Source organism: Streptomyces sp. KL109B, assembly GCF_030766935.1.
GTDB lineage: Bacteria > Actinomycetota > Actinomycetes > Streptomycetales > Streptomycetaceae > Streptomyces.
The window spans coordinates 502,386-517,972 of the sequence record NZ_JASERL010000006.1; the positions used below are offsets into that span (position 1 = coordinate 502,386).

Here is a 15,587-nt window from a genome sequence, read left to right on the forward strand (position 1 = left end):
ACGGGGCTCCGTCCCGGACCCCGCTCCTCAATCGCCGGAGGGGCCTGACTGGATCGCGTTGAGCAGTGGGTCGTCGGTCGCCCAGCGGCGGACCTGCTCGACGATCAGGCGCTCGGCGCGCGGCCGGAACGCCGCCGAACCGCCGCCCACGTGCGGGGTGATGAGGACGCCCGGCTGCGCGCGCAGTGGGTGGTCGGCGGGCATGGGTGACGACATGCTCGGCCGGGGGCTGAGGCTGCTGACCACGCTCTCCCGGCACCCCGGGGGCCTCGGTGTCAGCGCCGCAGCCCGCGCCGCCGAACTGCCGGTCAGCAGCGCACACCGGCTGCTCGCCAGGCTGGCCGAGGAGGGCTTCGTCGTCCACGACCCCAGCGCGCGCAGCTACGCGCTGGGGCTGCGCGCCCTGGAGTTGGCACACGGCTTCCACCGGACCTCGGCCGGGTTCAACCATCTCCTCGGCCCCATGCGGCGGTTGGCGGAGCGGACCGGGCTCGTCGCCATCGCGGGCATCCTCGACGGCGACCAGGTCCTCATCGTCCGCTCCGTCCAGGGCAGCCAGCACCTCCAGCTGCGCAGCGACGAGGGCACCCGCAACCCCTGGCACGCCACCTCGCTGGGCAAGGTCCGCGTCGCCGCCCGCCCCGAGGCCGAACAGGAACGCCTGCTGGCCGGACCGCTGCCGCGCATCGCCCCGCACACCCTCACCGACCCGGCCGAGCTCCGCGCCGAGCTGGCCCGCGTCCGCACCCTCGGCTGGGCGGAGGCCGAGGAGGAGAACGAGCGCGGCGTCCGCTCCATCGCCGCCTGTGTCCCCGCCGCCGACCCGGACGGCGGGCCGCCGCAGCTCGCCCTCTCCCTCGGCGCCACCGTCGTCCTCACCGGCCGCGAGGAGCTGCACGACATGGTTCCGCTGCTGGAGACGGCGGCGCGGGAGGCGGCCGCGTACGGCCGGTGAGGGACCGCCCGCTTGTGGACTTCCCACAATCGTGCGTGGCCGAATCGGTCGACTCCTTCCCTGATACCGCTACTGGACGCTGGCATGATCGCCGTGAGAGCAGACATGCGGCTATGTAGTATCTGAACAAGGCAAGGAGGCTGCCGTGGCCCGGAACGGTCAGGTACGTCAGGTACGGGTGACAGGTGTCGGAGCGCTGACACCACTGGGCGCCGACGCGCCCTCGTCGTGGTCCGGACTCCTCGACGGCACGTCGGGGGTGCGGCTGCTGGAGGAGGAGTGGGCGGCCGGGCTGCCCGTGCACGTCGCGGCGGGGCTGACCGTCGACCCGGCGTCCCTGCTGCCGCGCCCCGAGGCCAGGAAGCTGGACCGCGGCGAGCAGATGGCGCTCCTCGGCGCGCGCGAGGCATGGCAGGACGCCGGCGCCCCGCAGGTCGAGCCGGAGCGCCTGGCCGTCGTCATCGGTACCGGCACCGGTGGTGTCCTCACCACGCTGGGCCAGGACGACACCTTCGAGACCTCCGGCATTCGCAAGATGTCCCCGTTCACCGTCCCCATGCTGATGCCGAACGGGCCCGCGGCCTGGGTGAGCATGGACCTCGGCGCGAAGGGCGGCGCCCGGACCCCGGTGAGCGCGTGCGCGTCCGGGGCGGAGGCACTCGCCCTGGGGCAGGACCTCATCCGCAGCGGGCGCGCGGACGTGGTCGTGGCGGGCGGCGTCGAGGCCTGTCTGCACCCCTTCACGCTCGCCGCGTTCGCCCAGATGAAGGCGCTCTCGACGCGGTCCGAGGACCCGGAGGCGGTGTCCCGCCCCTTCGACGTCGGGCGCTCCGGGTTCGTGATGGGCGAGGGCGCGGGCATCATGGTGCTCGAACGCCCCGACTTCGCCGAGGCCCGCGGCGCCCGCTCGCACGGCACCCTCGCCGGCAGCGCCGTGAGCTCCAGCGCGGACCACATCACCGCCTCCGACGCCGACGGCCAGACCGCCGCCATGGAACTCGCCCTGCGCGACGCCGACTTGAGCCCCGCGGACATCGGGGTCGTGCACGCCCACGCCACCTCCACCGAGTCCGGTGACGTGGCCGAGGCCGAGGCGATCGGCCGCGCCATCGGACGGCACGCCGCGGTGACCGCCACGAAGTCGATGACCGGTCACATGCTGGGCGCCTCCGGCACGGTGGGCGCCATGGCCGCGCTCCTCGCGCTCCGCGACGGTGTGCTGCCCGCCACCCGGAACCTCGACGAGCTCGACCCGCGCGTGGACCTCGACGTGGTCCACGGCGAGCCCCGCTCCGGACAGTGGACCGGGGCCCTGGCCAACTCCTTCGGCTTCGGCGGCCACAACGTCAGCCTGGTGTTCACCGGCTGAGCGGGAACCGGCAAGGGCGCTACGCGAGTTCGGGCTGCGGGTCCGCCGTGCCGGTCTTCGGCCGGCTCGGGGACGGGGGCGTGGCCTTCGGCCCCCACTGCCTGATCGTGCGTACGTAGAGCAGGACCACGGAACCCGCGAGCAACAGGAGCAGCGGGCCGAACGCCCAGGGGTGGGCGGCCATGTGGGTCGGGAGGTAGCGGTACGAGACCAGGAGCACGGTCAGGACCGCCGTCCCGTAACTCACCATCAGCGTGGCCGGGCGGTCCCAGCCGCGGGCGAAGGCGCGCATCGCTGTCTCGATGGAGAGCGCGAACACCGCGCCCGCGAGCAGGTCCACCCCGTAGTGGTAGCCGAAGCCGAGGGTCGCGGTGAGCGTGCCGACCAGCCAGAAGGCGCCCGCCCAGCGCATCGCGCGGGAGCCCTCGCGGGTGTGGATGAAGAGGCTGATGGCCCACGCCGTGTGCAGGCTCGGCATGCAGTTGCGCGGGGTGATCTCGTCGAACGGCACCGGGTGCGGGCCGGTGATCGGCGGGAGGGTGTCGGGCCAGATGTTGGCCACCGCCCACTGGCCGCCGTCTGCCCCGTAGGCGTACAGCGGACCGACGACCGGGAAGATCATGTAGATGGCCGGGCCGAGGAGGCCGATGGCCAGGAACGTGCGCACCAAGTGGTGGGCGGGGAAGCGCCGCTCCGACGCCACATGGCGCAGCTGGTAGAGGCCGACGAGCGCGGCGGCCATGGGGAGTTGACCGTAGACGACGGTGAGCAGGCCGCTGCTGATCGGTGACGTGGCTTCCACGAGTTGGCCGACCAGCCAGGACGGGTTCGCGAGGGCGTGGTCGGCGGCGGCCACGTACGGATCGAGCACCGTGGGGCGGGTCTTGGACGTGATGAGCAGCCAGGTGTCACCCGTCTTGTGGCCGAAGACGAGGAGCAGGCCGAGGCCCGAGCCCTTCAGCAGGAGCGATCTCTCCCGGCCCGTGCGGCGTACGACGCCCAGGACCGCGACGCCGAGAATCACCCACAACGCGCCGTTGCCGAAGTTCATGTCGGCGCCGACGATCAACCGCACCAGCCAGAACACGACGTCGATGCCGACCGCCGCGCACGCCGCGATCAGCCGCTGCCGCCACGTCAGCACCACCATCGTCAGCGCGAGTCCGCCGTACAGCAGCGGCCCCGAGTGCGGCGCGAAGATCACCTCCTGGGCCTCTACGGTGATCGGCCCCGGCTGGCCGTAGCCGCGCGCCACGAATTCCAGCGCGATGTGGAAGCCGAGCGTCGCCAAACCGGCCGCGATCCACAAAAGGGTGCGCGGCTGCCGCCACGCGGGTCGCCGGGGCTCGGGGCCGCGTTGGCCGGGCAGGGATATGGGAGGTGGTGTGGTGTTCAATTGTCCGACTTGGTGGTTTCGATCCGGCTGCGGGTGCACTGACCACGATCTGGGTGATCGTTCCAGTTCGAACATGCTAACGGCGGGCCGGGATTGTAGGTAGGGGCACGTCAGGGCTACTGCCGGGGCAGCACCTCGGTCAGCGCGCGCAGCACCGGCTCCCTCCTGATGTCGATGTGGGAGTACGTGAGCGCCTCCGCGAGGCGGGCGCGGCCTTCGCCGATCGCCCGGCAGATCCGCTCGTGCTCGGTGCGGTGCCGCTCGGCGCCGTGCTCGGTCGCCGTGAGCCGGAACAGCCAGTGCATCAGGCCCAAGGAGCGCTGGTACGACGACTGGAGCAGCCGGTTGCCCGTCATCGTGATCAGCTCGGCGTGGAAGGCCGTGTTCGCTGCCGCGATTCCCGCCGCGTCCGCGCGCCGGGTGGCGCTATCCGCCTCGTCCATGACCCTCCGCAGCGGCTCGTGGTCGCCGCCCGCCGCGACGAGTTCCGCCGCGCGGCGCGCCGCGAACACCTCCAGGCTCAGCCGCAGTTCGAAGAGCTCCTCCACGTCGCGCAGCGTGAGGCGGCGCACCCGCGCGCCCCGCCGCGGCTCCACCTCGACGAGCCCCTCGGTCGCCAGCCGCATCAGCGCCTCGCGCACCGGGACCCGCGAGACACCGAGCGCCTGCGCCAACTCCCGCTCCCGCAACCGGGAGTCCGGCGGGTACGCGCCGGAGTGGATGCCGGCCCGGAGCAACTCCACGGCGCGCTCCACCTGGGAGGCGGCGCCGGTCGCGGCCGAGGTCTCGGACTCGGGGTGCGGTGCCGTGAGCGTCACGCGGGCGACCCGCTTCCGGGCGCGCGGAACGCGGGGAACGTCGGCGGGAAGAGCACCTCCGTGGGGCGCCGCTCGGTGTCGTGGCTTTATTCACGAGTAGTGCCGTCAGTTGTTCACGGGTTTGGGAGGCACCCAGATCCACGGTCGGGTGATGTTCACGAGTTTCGACGGCACCGAGGTACTTGCCAGGGCAGCATCGAGATGCTCCTGGTGAAAGGTGCAGGTCATGCCGCAGATGTCTAAGGTCGAGCTCTACGCGGCGATCCGGCGCGACCACCGTGCGGGCATGAAGATGCGGGAGCTTGAGCGCAAGTACAACGTGTCGTGGCGAACGGTCAGGAAGGCCGTGGACTCGGCCTGGCCGGAGCCGAGGAAGAAGCTCCCTCCGCGGCGGACGATGTTGGATCCGTACAAGCCGGTGATCGACGAGATGCTGCGGACGGACCTCGACGCGCCGCGCAAGCAACGTCATTCGATCACCAGGATCTTCCACCGGCTCATCGAGGAACACGGCGCCGATGTCTCCTACCAGATGGTCCGGCGTTACGTCGCCGATCGGAAACCGGAGATCCTTGCGGCCTCCGGCAAGGCTCCGATGGAAGCGTTCGTGCCGCAGACCCATCATCCGGCGATGGAGGCCGAAGTCGATTTCGGCGACGTGACGGTGCGTCTGGCCGGCGAGCTCGTGACCTGCTATCTCTTCTCGCTTCGCCTGTCCTACTCGGGCAAGGCCGTCCACCGAGTCTTCGCGTCCTGCGGCCAGGAAGCCTTCTTCGAAGGGCACGTGCACGCGCTTCGCACGCTGGGCGGGGTCCCGCGGAGCAAGATCCGCTACGACAACCTGAGGTCGGCCGTCGCCCAGGTCTTGGGGCTGAACCGAGCGAGGGTGGAGACCGACCGCTGGATCGCGTTCCGCTCGCACTTCGGCATCGAGAGTTTCTACTGCCGCCCGGGCATCGAAGGCGCCCATGAGAAGGGCGGAGTGGAGGGGATGATCGGCTACTTTCGCCGGAATCACTTCACACCGGTTCCCGAGGTCGACTCGCTCGCCGAGCTGAACGAGATGGTCGACCAGTGGGATCTGCACGACGGACACCGCCGGATCGGCTCGCGTCCGCGGACCGTCGATGAGTACTTCGCTGTCGAACAGCCGCTGCTGATGCCGCTTCCGGAGGAGCCGTTCGAGACGGGCCGGCTGTTCACGCCGCGGGTCGACCGCTACAGCCAGATCAATGTCCGAACCAACCGCTACTCGGCCCGATCCGCTTGATCGGCAAGCGGGTCCGAGTCGTCCTGCACGCCTCTCACCTCGTCGTCTATGAGAACAACGTTGAAGTGGCCCGGCACGAGAGGCTGATCGCGAAGGCCAGCTGCCGCCTGGACCTGGACCACTATCTCGAGGCCCTGATCCGCAAACCGGGCGCCTTCCCCGGCGCGACCGCGCTCGAACAGGCCCGCTCCGCAGGCAAGTTCACGCCAGTTCATGACGCCTGGTGGGACCAGGCCAAGAAGGTCCACGGCGAGCGGGACGGCACCAGGGCCTTGATCGAGGTGCTGTTACTGGGGCGACATCTTGCGCACGAGCACTTGGTCGCTGGTCTTGCCACCGCTCTGCGAGCCGGGGCCCTGACCGCGGATGCGGTTGCTCTCGAGGCCCGCAAGGCTGCCGAGGACGAACCTGCCGCGATCGACAGGGCTCCTGGTTCTTCCGCCCAGACGGCGGCGAGCGTGACCTCGCTGCACGAGTGGCGGCTCGCTCATCTCCCGCCGGACACCAGGCCATTGCCCTCGGTGACCCCCTATGACCAACTGCTCCGACGCCGTCGCGCCAGTGACAGCGAACACCGTGAGGGAGAAGCCCAGTGACCCTGCCCCGCCAGCGAGGCTTGACCGAGCAGGCCGCCGACACCGCTATCGACACCGCCTGCCGCTTGCTGCGACTACCCTCCATCCGGCACGAGTTCAACGAGATCGCCGATCGGGCGATCAAGGATCAGATGACCTACCGCGGCTTCCTGGCTGAGTTGTTGTTGGCCGAGTGCGACGACCGGGCACGGCGCCGCTCGGAACGACGGATCAAGGCGGCCGGCTTCCCGCGGGAGAAGTCGCTGAGGGCCTTCGACTTCGAGGCGAACCCGAACATCGACGCGGCCACCGTCCACACCCTCGCAAGCTGCGAGTGGATCAAGAAAAGTCAGCCCCTCTGCCTGATCGGCGACTCTGGGACCGGCAAGTCTCACATGCTTATCGCGTTGGGCACCGAGGCGGCGATGAAGGGCTACCGAGTCCGCTACACCCTCGCCACGAAGCTGGTGAACGAGCTGGTCGAGGCCGCGGATGAGAAGCAGCTGAACAAGACGATCGCCCGCTACGGACGCGTCGATCTCCTCTGCATCGACGAGCTCGGCTACATGGAGCTGGACCGGCACGGCGCGGAGTTGCTGTTCCAAGTTCTGACCGAGCGCGAGGAGAAGAACAGTGTCGCGATCGCCTCCAACGAGTCGTTCGGAGGATGGACGAAGACCTTCACCGATCCCCGTCTCTGCGCCGCGATCGTCGACCGCCTCACCTTCAACGGCACGATCATCGAGACTGGCACCGACTCCTACCGCCTGGCCACCACCCGCGCGCGGGCCGAACAGCCGGCCGCCGCAGGCTGACCTCCACAGACAGCTCAGCGGCCCGTCGCCCGCAGGGGCGACGGGCCCCATCAGTCATCGAGGGCTCATGCTCTGGGACCAGACTTGCTGGATCGTTCGGTAGTCGATCACGACTATTTCCTCCTGCTGGAGAACCTCACGGGCCTGCGGCGATGTCAGGAACTCGTAGTCCGTCCGGCGCACGGGCCAGCCATTGTCGACGGTCTGCGACTCTTCGTCGCCCAGACTGGGATGCACCGCCCATTCGTTGAGCCCGGCAGGCAGGTCACGCAACCTTTGCGCGTATCGGGCTGCCTTGCCTTCGATGTCGAGCGAGAAGCTGTCCAGGAAGTCGTTGTCGGTGACCGGCAGCCCGCGTTTCCGCATCGTCTGACGCCCGGGTTCGAGCCAGACCCGGACCGCAAGGCCGTACTCCGCTGCCAGCATTACGGTCAGGTCGAGGATGTCGTCGCGGCCACCGTCGGCCAGGCAATGGAAGTCCAGGTGGGTCGGCGCGAGCCCGGCGTCGGCAACGGCATCGATCTGGGCGCGGAACTCAAGTTCGACCTCGCCGAGCCGAGCCTGGCCGAGCAGGGCCGCCCGCCCGGCAGGTGTCGGCGGGAACAGTTCGCCTGTGGGGTCCAGCAGTGAGGCAACTCGTTCCTTGGCGGTCAGGGGCCCCCACGGGATGTCGGGCATCTCGCGGACCAGGGTGAGGTGGATACCGAACGGGATCTGCGGCCGTCGGCTGAGCAGTTCCATGGCCTGCGGCGCCGCGGGACACGGGACCATCAGGCTGCACGAACTGGCGATGCCCTCTTCGACCGACTCGATCACCGCGGCGTTGATCGCTGGATACATTCCGAGGTCATCGCAGTTGACGACCAGCAGCCGAGCATCAGGCGGATGCCCCAGTAACTCACTCGACTGTCCTGAAGGCGTGCCGGTCACGGGAACGGTGACTTCATCCATGCCAGCAGTGTGAGACCTGGCCCAGACGCCCGCACGGAAATTTGACCGCCTCGGAGCGACAGCGCCGTCATTTCTCGTGAACATCCACGAGCTCTCTGATCACCAACTGCCGCCGCAACCAGTGAACAAACGCTGCTACTGAACGTGAATGAAGCCAGTGTCGCGTTCGCTGTATGCCGCGCGCATCTTCTCGAACAACGCCTGGGCATCCCGCGCCAGTTGAGGCAGGTCGACGCCCGGCAGCGCACCGTCGACGAGGACCGGGCGGCCCGCGACGACCGAGTTCGTGGCCTGCCGCGCCGTCCCGTTCAGCAGGAACGTACGCACCGGGTCGTCCAGCACCCCGTCCCGGATGTCGTCGAGGGAGAAGGCGACCAGGTCCGCCTGCGCGCCGACGGCGATCCGGCCCAGGTCCTCACGGCCGAGCGCGCGGGCACCGCCCAGCGTGGCCGCCTCCACGTAGTGCTCGGCGGGCGCCGCGTCCGAGCGCCCGTCGGCGATCTTCGCGAGGTGTACGCCGACGTCCATGCCGCGGATCAGGTCCGGCGGGAACGAGTCCGTGCCGAGGCAGAGGTTGACCCCGGCCTCGCGGTACGCACGGAACGAGTGCAGCATCTCGCTGTAGCGCAGCGAGGTCTGCGGGCAGTGGATCACCGAGATGCCGCTGCACGCGAGCAGCGCCAGATCGCCCCGGTCCTCGCCGTGCACCGCCGGGTGCCGGTCGAGCAGCACCGTGTGCGGGATCAGCAGCTTCGGGCTCAACAGGCCGTGCTTGTCGAGCAGTTCGAGCGGGGTGAGGCCGTCGTGCCGACGCCGGACGATCTCGCGCTCGGCGAGGCCCTGGAGCGCGTGCAGGCGGACCAGGACGTCGCGCTCGCGCGAGATCCGGGCCGTCTCGCCGAGCAGTTCCTCGCTGAGTGTCTCGATGCGGCAGGGGAGGAGTACGCCGGCGAGGAGGGGGTCGTCGAGGCCGTCGAGGTGGTCGAGGAAACGGACCGCGTCGCGCAGGCCCGCGCGTCCCTCCTCCTCGTCGAAGGCCACGTCCCGACTGCCGTCCGGGAGGACGACGTTGACGCCCGAGCGGTAGGCGGGGCCGAGGTAACCGCGCAGGCCGATACGGCGCGCCGTCTCCGCCATGTCGACCAACTCCTCGTAGGGCTCGGCCCAACGGCTGTGCACCTCGGAGGCGATCGGCATGAAGGTGGTGATGCCGTGCAGGGCGAGCTGGGCGAGCGCGTACGCGCGATTGGTGGCCCGCTCGCTCGGCGTGAACAAGTCGTGGCGGCGGTGGGTGAAGTAGTCGAGGGACCACTGCAGTCCCTTGCCCCGCTCCGGACCGGCCCAGGAGTCCAGGACGAGATGGTCGATGTCCGTGAGCGCGTCGAGGTCGATGAGGCCCGGCAGCAGCAGGGACTCGCCCAGGTCGCGCTCGTCGTCGACCTCACCGCCGAAGCCGCCGCGCGGCCCGACGTGGATCACGGTGTCGTCCTCCCACACCACCTCGCCGTCCCGCAGCAGCGCGTGGCCGCCGTCCTGGTGGGCGAGGACGTGCCGGGCGCGCCAGCGGGTGCGCATAAGTGCCTCCTTGGGGGTGGGCCGTCGCGGGAGTGGTGATCGTACGGGTTGGTATACCGGTTGCGGAAGGGTGGGTGGGGGTGAGGGGTACGGGCAGCCACTATGCGTGAAATGTTCCTGAATGAGGGCTGGTTCGAGCTGCCGGTATACCAAAATCCGGTTGCCTCTATCGCGCCGCACCACTCCTGGTATACCGTCCCGCCCACCTTCCCCCCTTCCTCCTTGCGCCGAATGGATCACGCGACGTGACGGATTCCCCAGTGCTGCCCGCTCGGCCGCCCTCCGGCGCCGACGGCGACGAACTCCCCAACCCACCTGCCAACGAGGCGACTTCGGGCCCGCCCGCGATCGCCGCCCGGACGGCGTCAGCTTCTCCGTCGGCGCCGGGCAGACGCTCGGCCTACGCCTCGACGGCCAGGACCTCGGATCGATGAACCGCGCCGAGGCGCAGGAGTACCGCCGCCAGGTCCAGATGGTGTTCCAGAACCCCAGCTCCTGCCTCAACCCCCGCCAGTCCGTTGGCTCCGCGATCGCCGCACCGCTGCACGCCCAGGGCATCGACCCACCAGGAGGCGTCAAGACCCGGGTACGCGAACTGATGGACCGCGTGGGGCTGCGCCCCGACCACTACAACCGGTTCCCGCACGAGTTCTCCGGCGGCCAGAAGCAGCGCGTCGGCATCGCCCGCGCGCTCGCCCTCGAACCCCGCCTCATCATCTGCGACGAACCGGTCTCCGCCCTCGACGTCTCGGTGCAGGCGCAGGTGGTCAACCTCCTCCAGGACATCCAGGCCGACACAGGTGTGTCGTACGTGTTCATCGCCCACGACCTGTCCGTCGTGCGGCACTTCGCGGAGCGGGTCGCCGTGATGTATTTGGGGAAGATCATGGAGAGCGGTGCCACGCGGGACGTCTTCGACGAGCCCCGCCACCCGTACACCAGGGCCCTGCTCTCCGCCGTCCCACAGCCCGATCCTGAAGCGGACCGCGGCCGCCGGATCCGGCTCAGCGGCGACCTGCCGACCCCCGCGAACCCGCCCTCGGGATGCGTGTTCCGTACGAGGTGCCCGCTGCGGCCGACCCTCGGCGAGGCCGAACAGGCGCGGTGCGCGGGGGAGGTGCCGCCGGCCGGGGGACCGGCGTGCCACTTCGCGGACCGGGCCCTCGCGGCCCACTGACCATCAACACACCCCCTACCGAAGGAAGTTGCACCACATGCTCATCCGTGACGCCCGCCCCTGGGGCGGCGAGCGCAGTGACGTCCAGCTCGACGGCGCCCGCATCGCGGCGATCCGCCCGCACGACCCGCAGGCCGAAGCGGCGGGCGACGTCGTCGACGGCCGCGGCCGGCTCCTCTTCCCCTCCTTCAGCGATGTGCACGTCCACCTGGACTCCACCCGCATCGGCCTGCCGTTCCGCCCGCACACCGGAGGCCCCGGCGTGTGGACGATGATGATGAACGACCGCGAGAACTGGCGCGACGCCGAGGTGCCGCTGCCCGAGCGGGTGGCAGGAACCCTGGAGCGCATGATCGCGCGCGGCACCACACGCGTGCGTACGTACGCGCAGGTCGACGTGGACTGCAAGCTGGAGAAGTTCGAGGCGGTCGTCGCCGCGCAGGAGAAGTACGGGCACCTCGCCGACGTACAGATCATGACGTTCCCGCAGGCCGGAATCCTGCGCGAGCCGGGCACCGAGGAGTACCTGGAGGCCTCGCTCAAGGCGGGCGCCGACGTCATGGGCGGCATCGACCCGTGCACCCTGGACCGCGACCCCAAGGGCCACCTCGACGTCGTCTTCGGGCTCGCCGAGAAGTACCAGGTCGAGGTCGACATCCACCTCCACGAGCCCGGCGAGCTCGGCGTCTTCTCCACCGACCTGATCCTGGAGCGGGTCCGCGCGCTCGGCATGCAGGGCAAAGTCACCATGTCGCACGCCTACGAACTCGGCTCCGTGAGCGAGTCCACCAGCATGCGCCTCATCGACGAGTTCGCGGAGCTGGACATCGCCATGGCGACCGTCGCCCCCGCCGGGCGCGGCCACCTCTCGCTCGTCGAACTCACCGAGGCGGGCGTCCGCGTCGGCCTCGGCGAGGACGGGCAGCGCGACTACTGGAGCCCGTACGGCAACTGCGACCTCCTCGACCGCACCTGGCAGTTGGCCTTCACCAACAACTTCCGCCGCGACGACCACATCGAGATGTCCCTCGCCGTGGCGACCATGGGCGGCGCCGCCATCATGAGCCACGACGTCCCGCGCCTCAGGGGAGTCACCGACCGGCCGGGCGTGGCCGTGGGCGATCGAGCGGACCTGGTCCTTGTCGACGGCGAGACCCCGTCGAGCGCTGTCATGGACCGGGGCAAGGACCGCACCGTGCTGCACGACGGGCGGGTCGTGGCGGAGGGATTGGAGCTGGTCGCCGGGGCGTGACGGAAATCCGGGGGACATTACGGGCGTTGGACGGCACACTCGCGGCGGCTCTCCGGCCGGCGAGTGTGCCGTACGGCACGTCGGGCCGGGGGCAAAACGTGTGCTCGTTGTCAGTGGCGCCCACTAGTCTCTTCACATGGCCCCCATACCCGAGCATGGTTCCGCGCGCTCTGCCGAAGAACTCAACGAGCAGATCCGCGCCCTCATGGTGTGCTCCGGCGGCCGGTTGAGCGCCGAGCAGCGTCGTGAGTACGAGGTGCTGGTCGCGGCGTGGGCGGCGGCCGTGCGTGGTGGAATTGTGAAGGTCGCGTGATGTGAGGCGGGCCGAGGAGACCCTGGTCGCGGGGGTGGCGGACGACCACCGTGTCGCCGTCCCCGTCCCAGCGCTCCCCGGCTCGGTGTTCTCCGGCTCGTTGCTCTCCGCCTCAGCGGCCCCCGCCCGCCGCCGCCCGCACCGCGAAGCTCGCCATCCGCACCCCCTTCGGCAACACCACGCACACCGTCCCCCGCCCACCGGGCACCCCGCGCAGCGCCCCCGTCACCGCCGCGTACGCGTACCCCGAGTCCGTCCCGGCGAACGCGACGGAACCCAGCAGCCGCCCCTCGGGCCCGCCGAGACGAATCTGCACCTGGCCCGCGCCGCCCGCGAGGCGCGCCGTGAACGAGCCGCCCCCGTCGACCAGTAGAGCATCCGCGTACGACACCCACGCCCCGTCGGCCGTCGCCGACACCACTGTGCCGCGCGCCTTCGACTCGTCGGCGAGGCGGATCGAGGCGTAGTCGTCGAAGTTCTCGGCGCGCGTGGTGCGGGACAGGTCGCGCGGCGGCACGGTCTCGCCCGCCACCTTCCACGTCGTGCGCGCGCGGATGTCCGAGGACGAGGCGCCGACGAGGATGTCGTACGTGGCGGACTCCACGACCCACTTGTCACGTGTGACGTCCCAGTGGGCGAGGTCGCTCCGGGTGAGCGGGAGCCGGACCGTCTTCGTCTCGCCCGGCTTCAGGGACACCCGGGCGAAGGACTTCAGGCGGCGCAGCGGCTGCACGACGCGCGAGGTGCGCTGACGCACGTACAGCTGCACCACCTCGTCCCCGGCCCGCCGCCCGGTGTTCGTGACCGCGACCGAACAGCCGCCATCGAAGCGCTTCACATCCCCGTACGCGAACGACGTGTACGAAAGCCCGTATCCGAACGGATAGAGCGGCCTGCCCTTGAAGTACCAGTACGTGCGCTCGTGCTTGATGATGTCGTACTCGAGGATGGAGGGGAGGTCGTCCTCCGAGCGGTACCAGGTCTGTGTGAGCCGCCCCGCCGGGTTCGCGTCCCCGAAGAGGAGGTCGGCGAGGGCGTTGCCGGTCTCCTGGCCCGCGTGCGAGATCCACAGCAACGCCGGTACCCGGGCGGCGAGTTCACCGAGCGCGGTCGGGTAGCTGTTCTCGACCACGACGACCGTGCGCGGGTTGGCGGCGGCCACCGCCTTCACGAGCGCCGCCTGCGCCGGGGCGATGTCGAGGCTCGTACGGTCGTGGTTCTCGCGGCCGTTGATCGCGGGCATCGAGCCGATGACGACGATCGCCGCGCCCTTCCCCGTGACCGCAGCCACCGCCTCGTCCGCGCCGGAACGGACCACCTCGCGCGCGTAGCGGGCCGCCGACGCCTTCTCCACCAGGCCCAGCTTCCCGTCCGAGCCCGTCGGGCCGAGATACACCGGAGACGTCCACCAGGAGTCGGCGGTCTCGTACCCCGCGTACTTCAACAGGTACGCGTCGTCCGCCTCCCGCTCCAGAGTGAACTGCTGCTGCACGTACCAACCGTTCGGCTGCGCCTGGTCGTTGACGAATCCGGCGTCGCCGCGACCCACGTACAGGCCGTTCGCCACGGCCCGCAGCGTGACGATGTCGGCGCCCCAGTCGAAGACGTCGAAGTGCGCCGCCGCGTCGTCGTCCGCCGCGTCGCTCTCCCGCAGTGGCGCGCCCGCCGTACCCGCGCCCGCCGTGACCCGCAGGCCCGTCGACGTATTGCGCAGCGCGATCCGGTCCACGCCCTCGCTGCTGGTCACGGCCGCCTCGCCCAGCTTGGCGGCGACGCCGTCGCGCGGTGTCACCGCGTACGGGAGGGTGCCCGCGTACCAGTCCGTGTAGAGGGTGTCGGCGAGCGGGCCGACGACGGCGACCTCGGTGACACGTCCCGGGTCCAGGGGGAGGGTGCGGCCCGTGTTCTTCAGGAGCACGGCCGCCTTCGTCGCGCTCTCGCGGGCGAGCGCACGGTGGGCCGGGGTGTCGATCGCGTCCTTGCCGATCGACCCGTACCGGCCGCCTCCCGGGTCGAACTCGCCGAGCCGCACCCGGATCGCGAGCACATGCCCCGCCGCGCGGTCGATGTCCGACTCCTCCAACAGCCCTTCGGACAGCGCCTTCTTGAGGGCCGTCGTCGTCGGCGCGGAGTTCGTGTCGTCCGTCGTGTAACTGTCGATGCCCGCCTTCAGGGCCGCCGCGTCCGCCTCGGCGAGGGTCGGGTAGTAGTCCTGCACGCCGACGCCGGTGACGAGGTTGTTGGGCGCCCAGGCGTCCGTCACGTTCAGGAGGTCGTGGTCGGTCCAGGAGCGGACGGTGGCGTCGAGGTCCGGATTCACCGTGCAGGGGCGGCCGTTGACCAGGTTGTACGCCGCCATCACGCCGGTCACCGCGCCCGCCTCGACCGCCGGGCGGAACGCCGCCTCGTCGTACTCGCGCAGCACACGCGGGCGCAGATCGCTGGAGGTGGCCGCGCGGTCCGCCTCGTTGTTGTTGGCGAGGTAGTGCTTGATGGTCGGCGCCGTCTTGAGGTGTTCCGGGTCGCCGCCGGTCAGCCCCTTTCCGTACGCCGTCGAGAGCACACCGGTGAGGTGCGGATCCTCCGAGTAGCCCTCCTCGTTGCGGCCCCAGCGCGGGTCGCGCAGCAGATTCGCCACCGGCGCCCACAGGTTGAGGCCCCATCCGGTGGGCCGCTCCTGCTGGAAGCCGCGCGCCTCGTCGCCGACCGCCGAGCCCACCCGTTCGAGCAGCTCGCGGTCCCACGTCGAGGCGAGCCCGATGGCCTGCGGGAACACGGTCGCCTTGCCGAGCCACGCGACGCCGTGGAGGGCTTCGGTGCCGGTGCGGAAGGACTTGATGCCGAGGCTGTCGACGGCCGGCTGGTACTGGTGGAGGAGGGAGATCTTCTCGTCGAGGGTGAGGCGGCCGAGAAGGTCCTTCACGCGGGCGGCGACGGGGTGGGACGGGTTCTGGAAGGGGTGGGCGGCGGACGAGGCCGCGGCGATCCCCACGCCTGGGGCGGCGAGCGCCGCGGTCGCCGCCGCCAGCAACGTACGTCGGCTGATGCCGGGTCTTTCACGGTCGTCGTGCACGGCTGACTCCTCGGGGTGAGTGAGTGACGAAATGCGTTGTGTACGCGG

At 70.4% G+C, this 15,587-nt stretch carries 11 protein-coding genes and 2 pseudogenes; 7 read left to right on the forward strand and 6 right to left on the reverse strand.

Features of this window, described 5'->3' with window-relative positions:
• Positions 1–27: 27 nt before the first annotated feature.
• A complete protein-coding gene (locus RBJ65_RS23045) occupies positions 28–204 on the reverse strand; it encodes a hypothetical protein (RefSeq protein ID WP_306319050.1) in 177 nt (58 codons plus the stop codon).
• Between RBJ65_RS23045 and RBJ65_RS23050 the strand changes: the two genes are divergently transcribed.
• Together RBJ65_RS23050 and RBJ65_RS23055 are read left to right on the forward strand one after the other, a co-directional pair.
• Positions 203–955, forward strand: coding sequence for an IclR family transcriptional regulator (locus RBJ65_RS23050; protein WP_306319051.1), 753 nt, complete (start codon positions 203–205; stop codon positions 953–955). The two genes, RBJ65_RS23045 and RBJ65_RS23050, sit on opposite strands and share 2 nt — an antisense overlap.
• A gap of 145 nt (positions 956–1,100) precedes the next feature.
• On the forward strand, positions 1,101–2,324 hold the full coding sequence (locus RBJ65_RS23055; protein ID WP_306319052.1) for a beta-ketoacyl synthase: 1,224 nt from the start codon (positions 1,101–1,103) through the stop codon (positions 2,322–2,324).
• Positions 2,325–2,343: 19 nt separating this feature from the next.
• Here the strand turns inward: RBJ65_RS23055 and RBJ65_RS23060 are convergent, their stop codons facing one another.
• Positions 2,344–3,615 (reverse strand): phosphatase PAP2 family protein, encoded by a 1,272-nt coding sequence (locus RBJ65_RS23060; RefSeq protein WP_372341273.1) that lies wholly within the window; start codon positions 3,613–3,615, stop codon positions 2,344–2,346.
• Positions 3,616–3,836: 221 nt separating this feature from the next.
• Entirely contained in the window at positions 3,837–4,538 is a 702-nt protein-coding gene (locus RBJ65_RS23065) for a GntR family transcriptional regulator (protein ID WP_372341274.1), read from the reverse strand.
• Positions 4,539–4,773: 235 nt separating this feature from the next.
• Here RBJ65_RS23065 and istA point away from each other — a divergent pair.
• Positions 4,774–6,404 (forward strand): annotated as a pseudogene (gene istA / locus RBJ65_RS23070) (IS21 family transposase).
• Positions 6,401–7,198 carry an IS21-like element helper ATPase IstB gene (istB, locus tag RBJ65_RS23075; RefSeq protein WP_306319053.1) on the forward strand — a complete coding sequence of 266 codons (798 nt, stop codon included), beginning with the start codon at positions 6,401–6,403 and terminating at the stop codon, positions 7,196–7,198. Before istA ends, istB begins: the two are co-directional and overlap by 4 nt.
• Before the next feature lie 54 nt (positions 7,199–7,252).
• Here the strand turns inward: istB and RBJ65_RS23080 are convergent, their stop codons facing one another.
• Together RBJ65_RS23080 and RBJ65_RS23085 are read right to left on the reverse strand one after the other, a co-directional pair.
• Complete coding sequence (locus RBJ65_RS23080) at positions 7,253–8,149, reverse strand: polysaccharide deacetylase family protein (RefSeq protein ID WP_306319054.1); 897 nt, start codon at positions 8,147–8,149, stop codon at positions 7,253–7,255.
• Positions 8,150–8,284: 135 nt separating this feature from the next.
• A complete protein-coding gene (locus tag RBJ65_RS23085; RefSeq protein WP_306319055.1) occupies positions 8,285–9,724 on the reverse strand; it encodes a chlorohydrolase family protein in 1,440 nt (479 codons plus the stop codon).
• 355 nt (positions 9,725–10,079) lie between these two features.
• Here RBJ65_RS23085 and RBJ65_RS23090 point away from each other — a divergent pair.
• From RBJ65_RS23090 to RBJ65_RS23100, 3 genes and pseudogenes are all read left to right on the forward strand, one after another.
• Positions 10,080–10,901: pseudogene (locus RBJ65_RS23090) on the forward strand (ABC transporter ATP-binding protein); the annotation flags it as partial.
• A gap of 37 nt (positions 10,902–10,938) precedes the next feature.
• On the forward strand, positions 10,939–12,153 hold the full coding sequence (locus tag RBJ65_RS23095) for an amidohydrolase (RefSeq protein WP_306319056.1): 1,215 nt from the start codon (positions 10,939–10,941) through the stop codon (positions 12,151–12,153).
• 136 nt (positions 12,154–12,289) lie between these two features.
• Positions 12,290–12,466: a hypothetical protein gene (locus tag RBJ65_RS23100; protein ID WP_306319057.1), complete on the forward strand. Its 177-nt coding sequence runs from the start codon at positions 12,290–12,292 to the stop codon at positions 12,464–12,466.
• A 112-nt stretch (positions 12,467–12,578) separates the two neighbouring features.
• Here RBJ65_RS23100 and RBJ65_RS23105 read toward each other — a convergent pair whose 3' ends face one another.
• Positions 12,579–15,539, reverse strand: a complete 2,961-nt coding sequence (locus RBJ65_RS23105) for a glycoside hydrolase family 3 protein (protein WP_306319058.1) — start codon at positions 15,537–15,539, stop codon at positions 12,579–12,581.
• Between the last annotated feature and the right edge of the window lie 48 nt (positions 15,540–15,587).

Bases quoted from the DNA above. Each gene is read 5' to 3' on its own strand.
- RBJ65_RS23050 (WP_306319051.1), top strand. From the start codon at position 203: ATGGGTGACGACATGCTCGGCCGGGGGCTGAGGCTGCTGACCACGCTC.
- RBJ65_RS23045 (WP_306319050.1), bottom strand. From the start codon at position 204: ATGCCCGCCGACCACCCACTGCGCGCGCAGCCGGGCGTCCTCATCACC.
- RBJ65_RS23080 (WP_306319054.1), bottom strand. From the start codon at position 8,149: ATGGATGAAGTCACCGTTCCCGTGACCGGCACGCCTTCAGGACAGTCG.
- RBJ65_RS23085 (WP_306319055.1), bottom strand. From the start codon at position 9,724: ATGCGCACCCGCTGGCGCGCCCGGCACGTCCTCGCCCACCAGGACGGC.
- RBJ65_RS23095 (WP_306319056.1), top strand. From the start codon at position 10,939: ATGCTCATCCGTGACGCCCGCCCCTGGGGCGGCGAGCGCAGTGACGTC.
- RBJ65_RS23100 (WP_306319057.1), top strand. From the start codon at position 12,290: ATGGCCCCCATACCCGAGCATGGTTCCGCGCGCTCTGCCGAAGAACTC.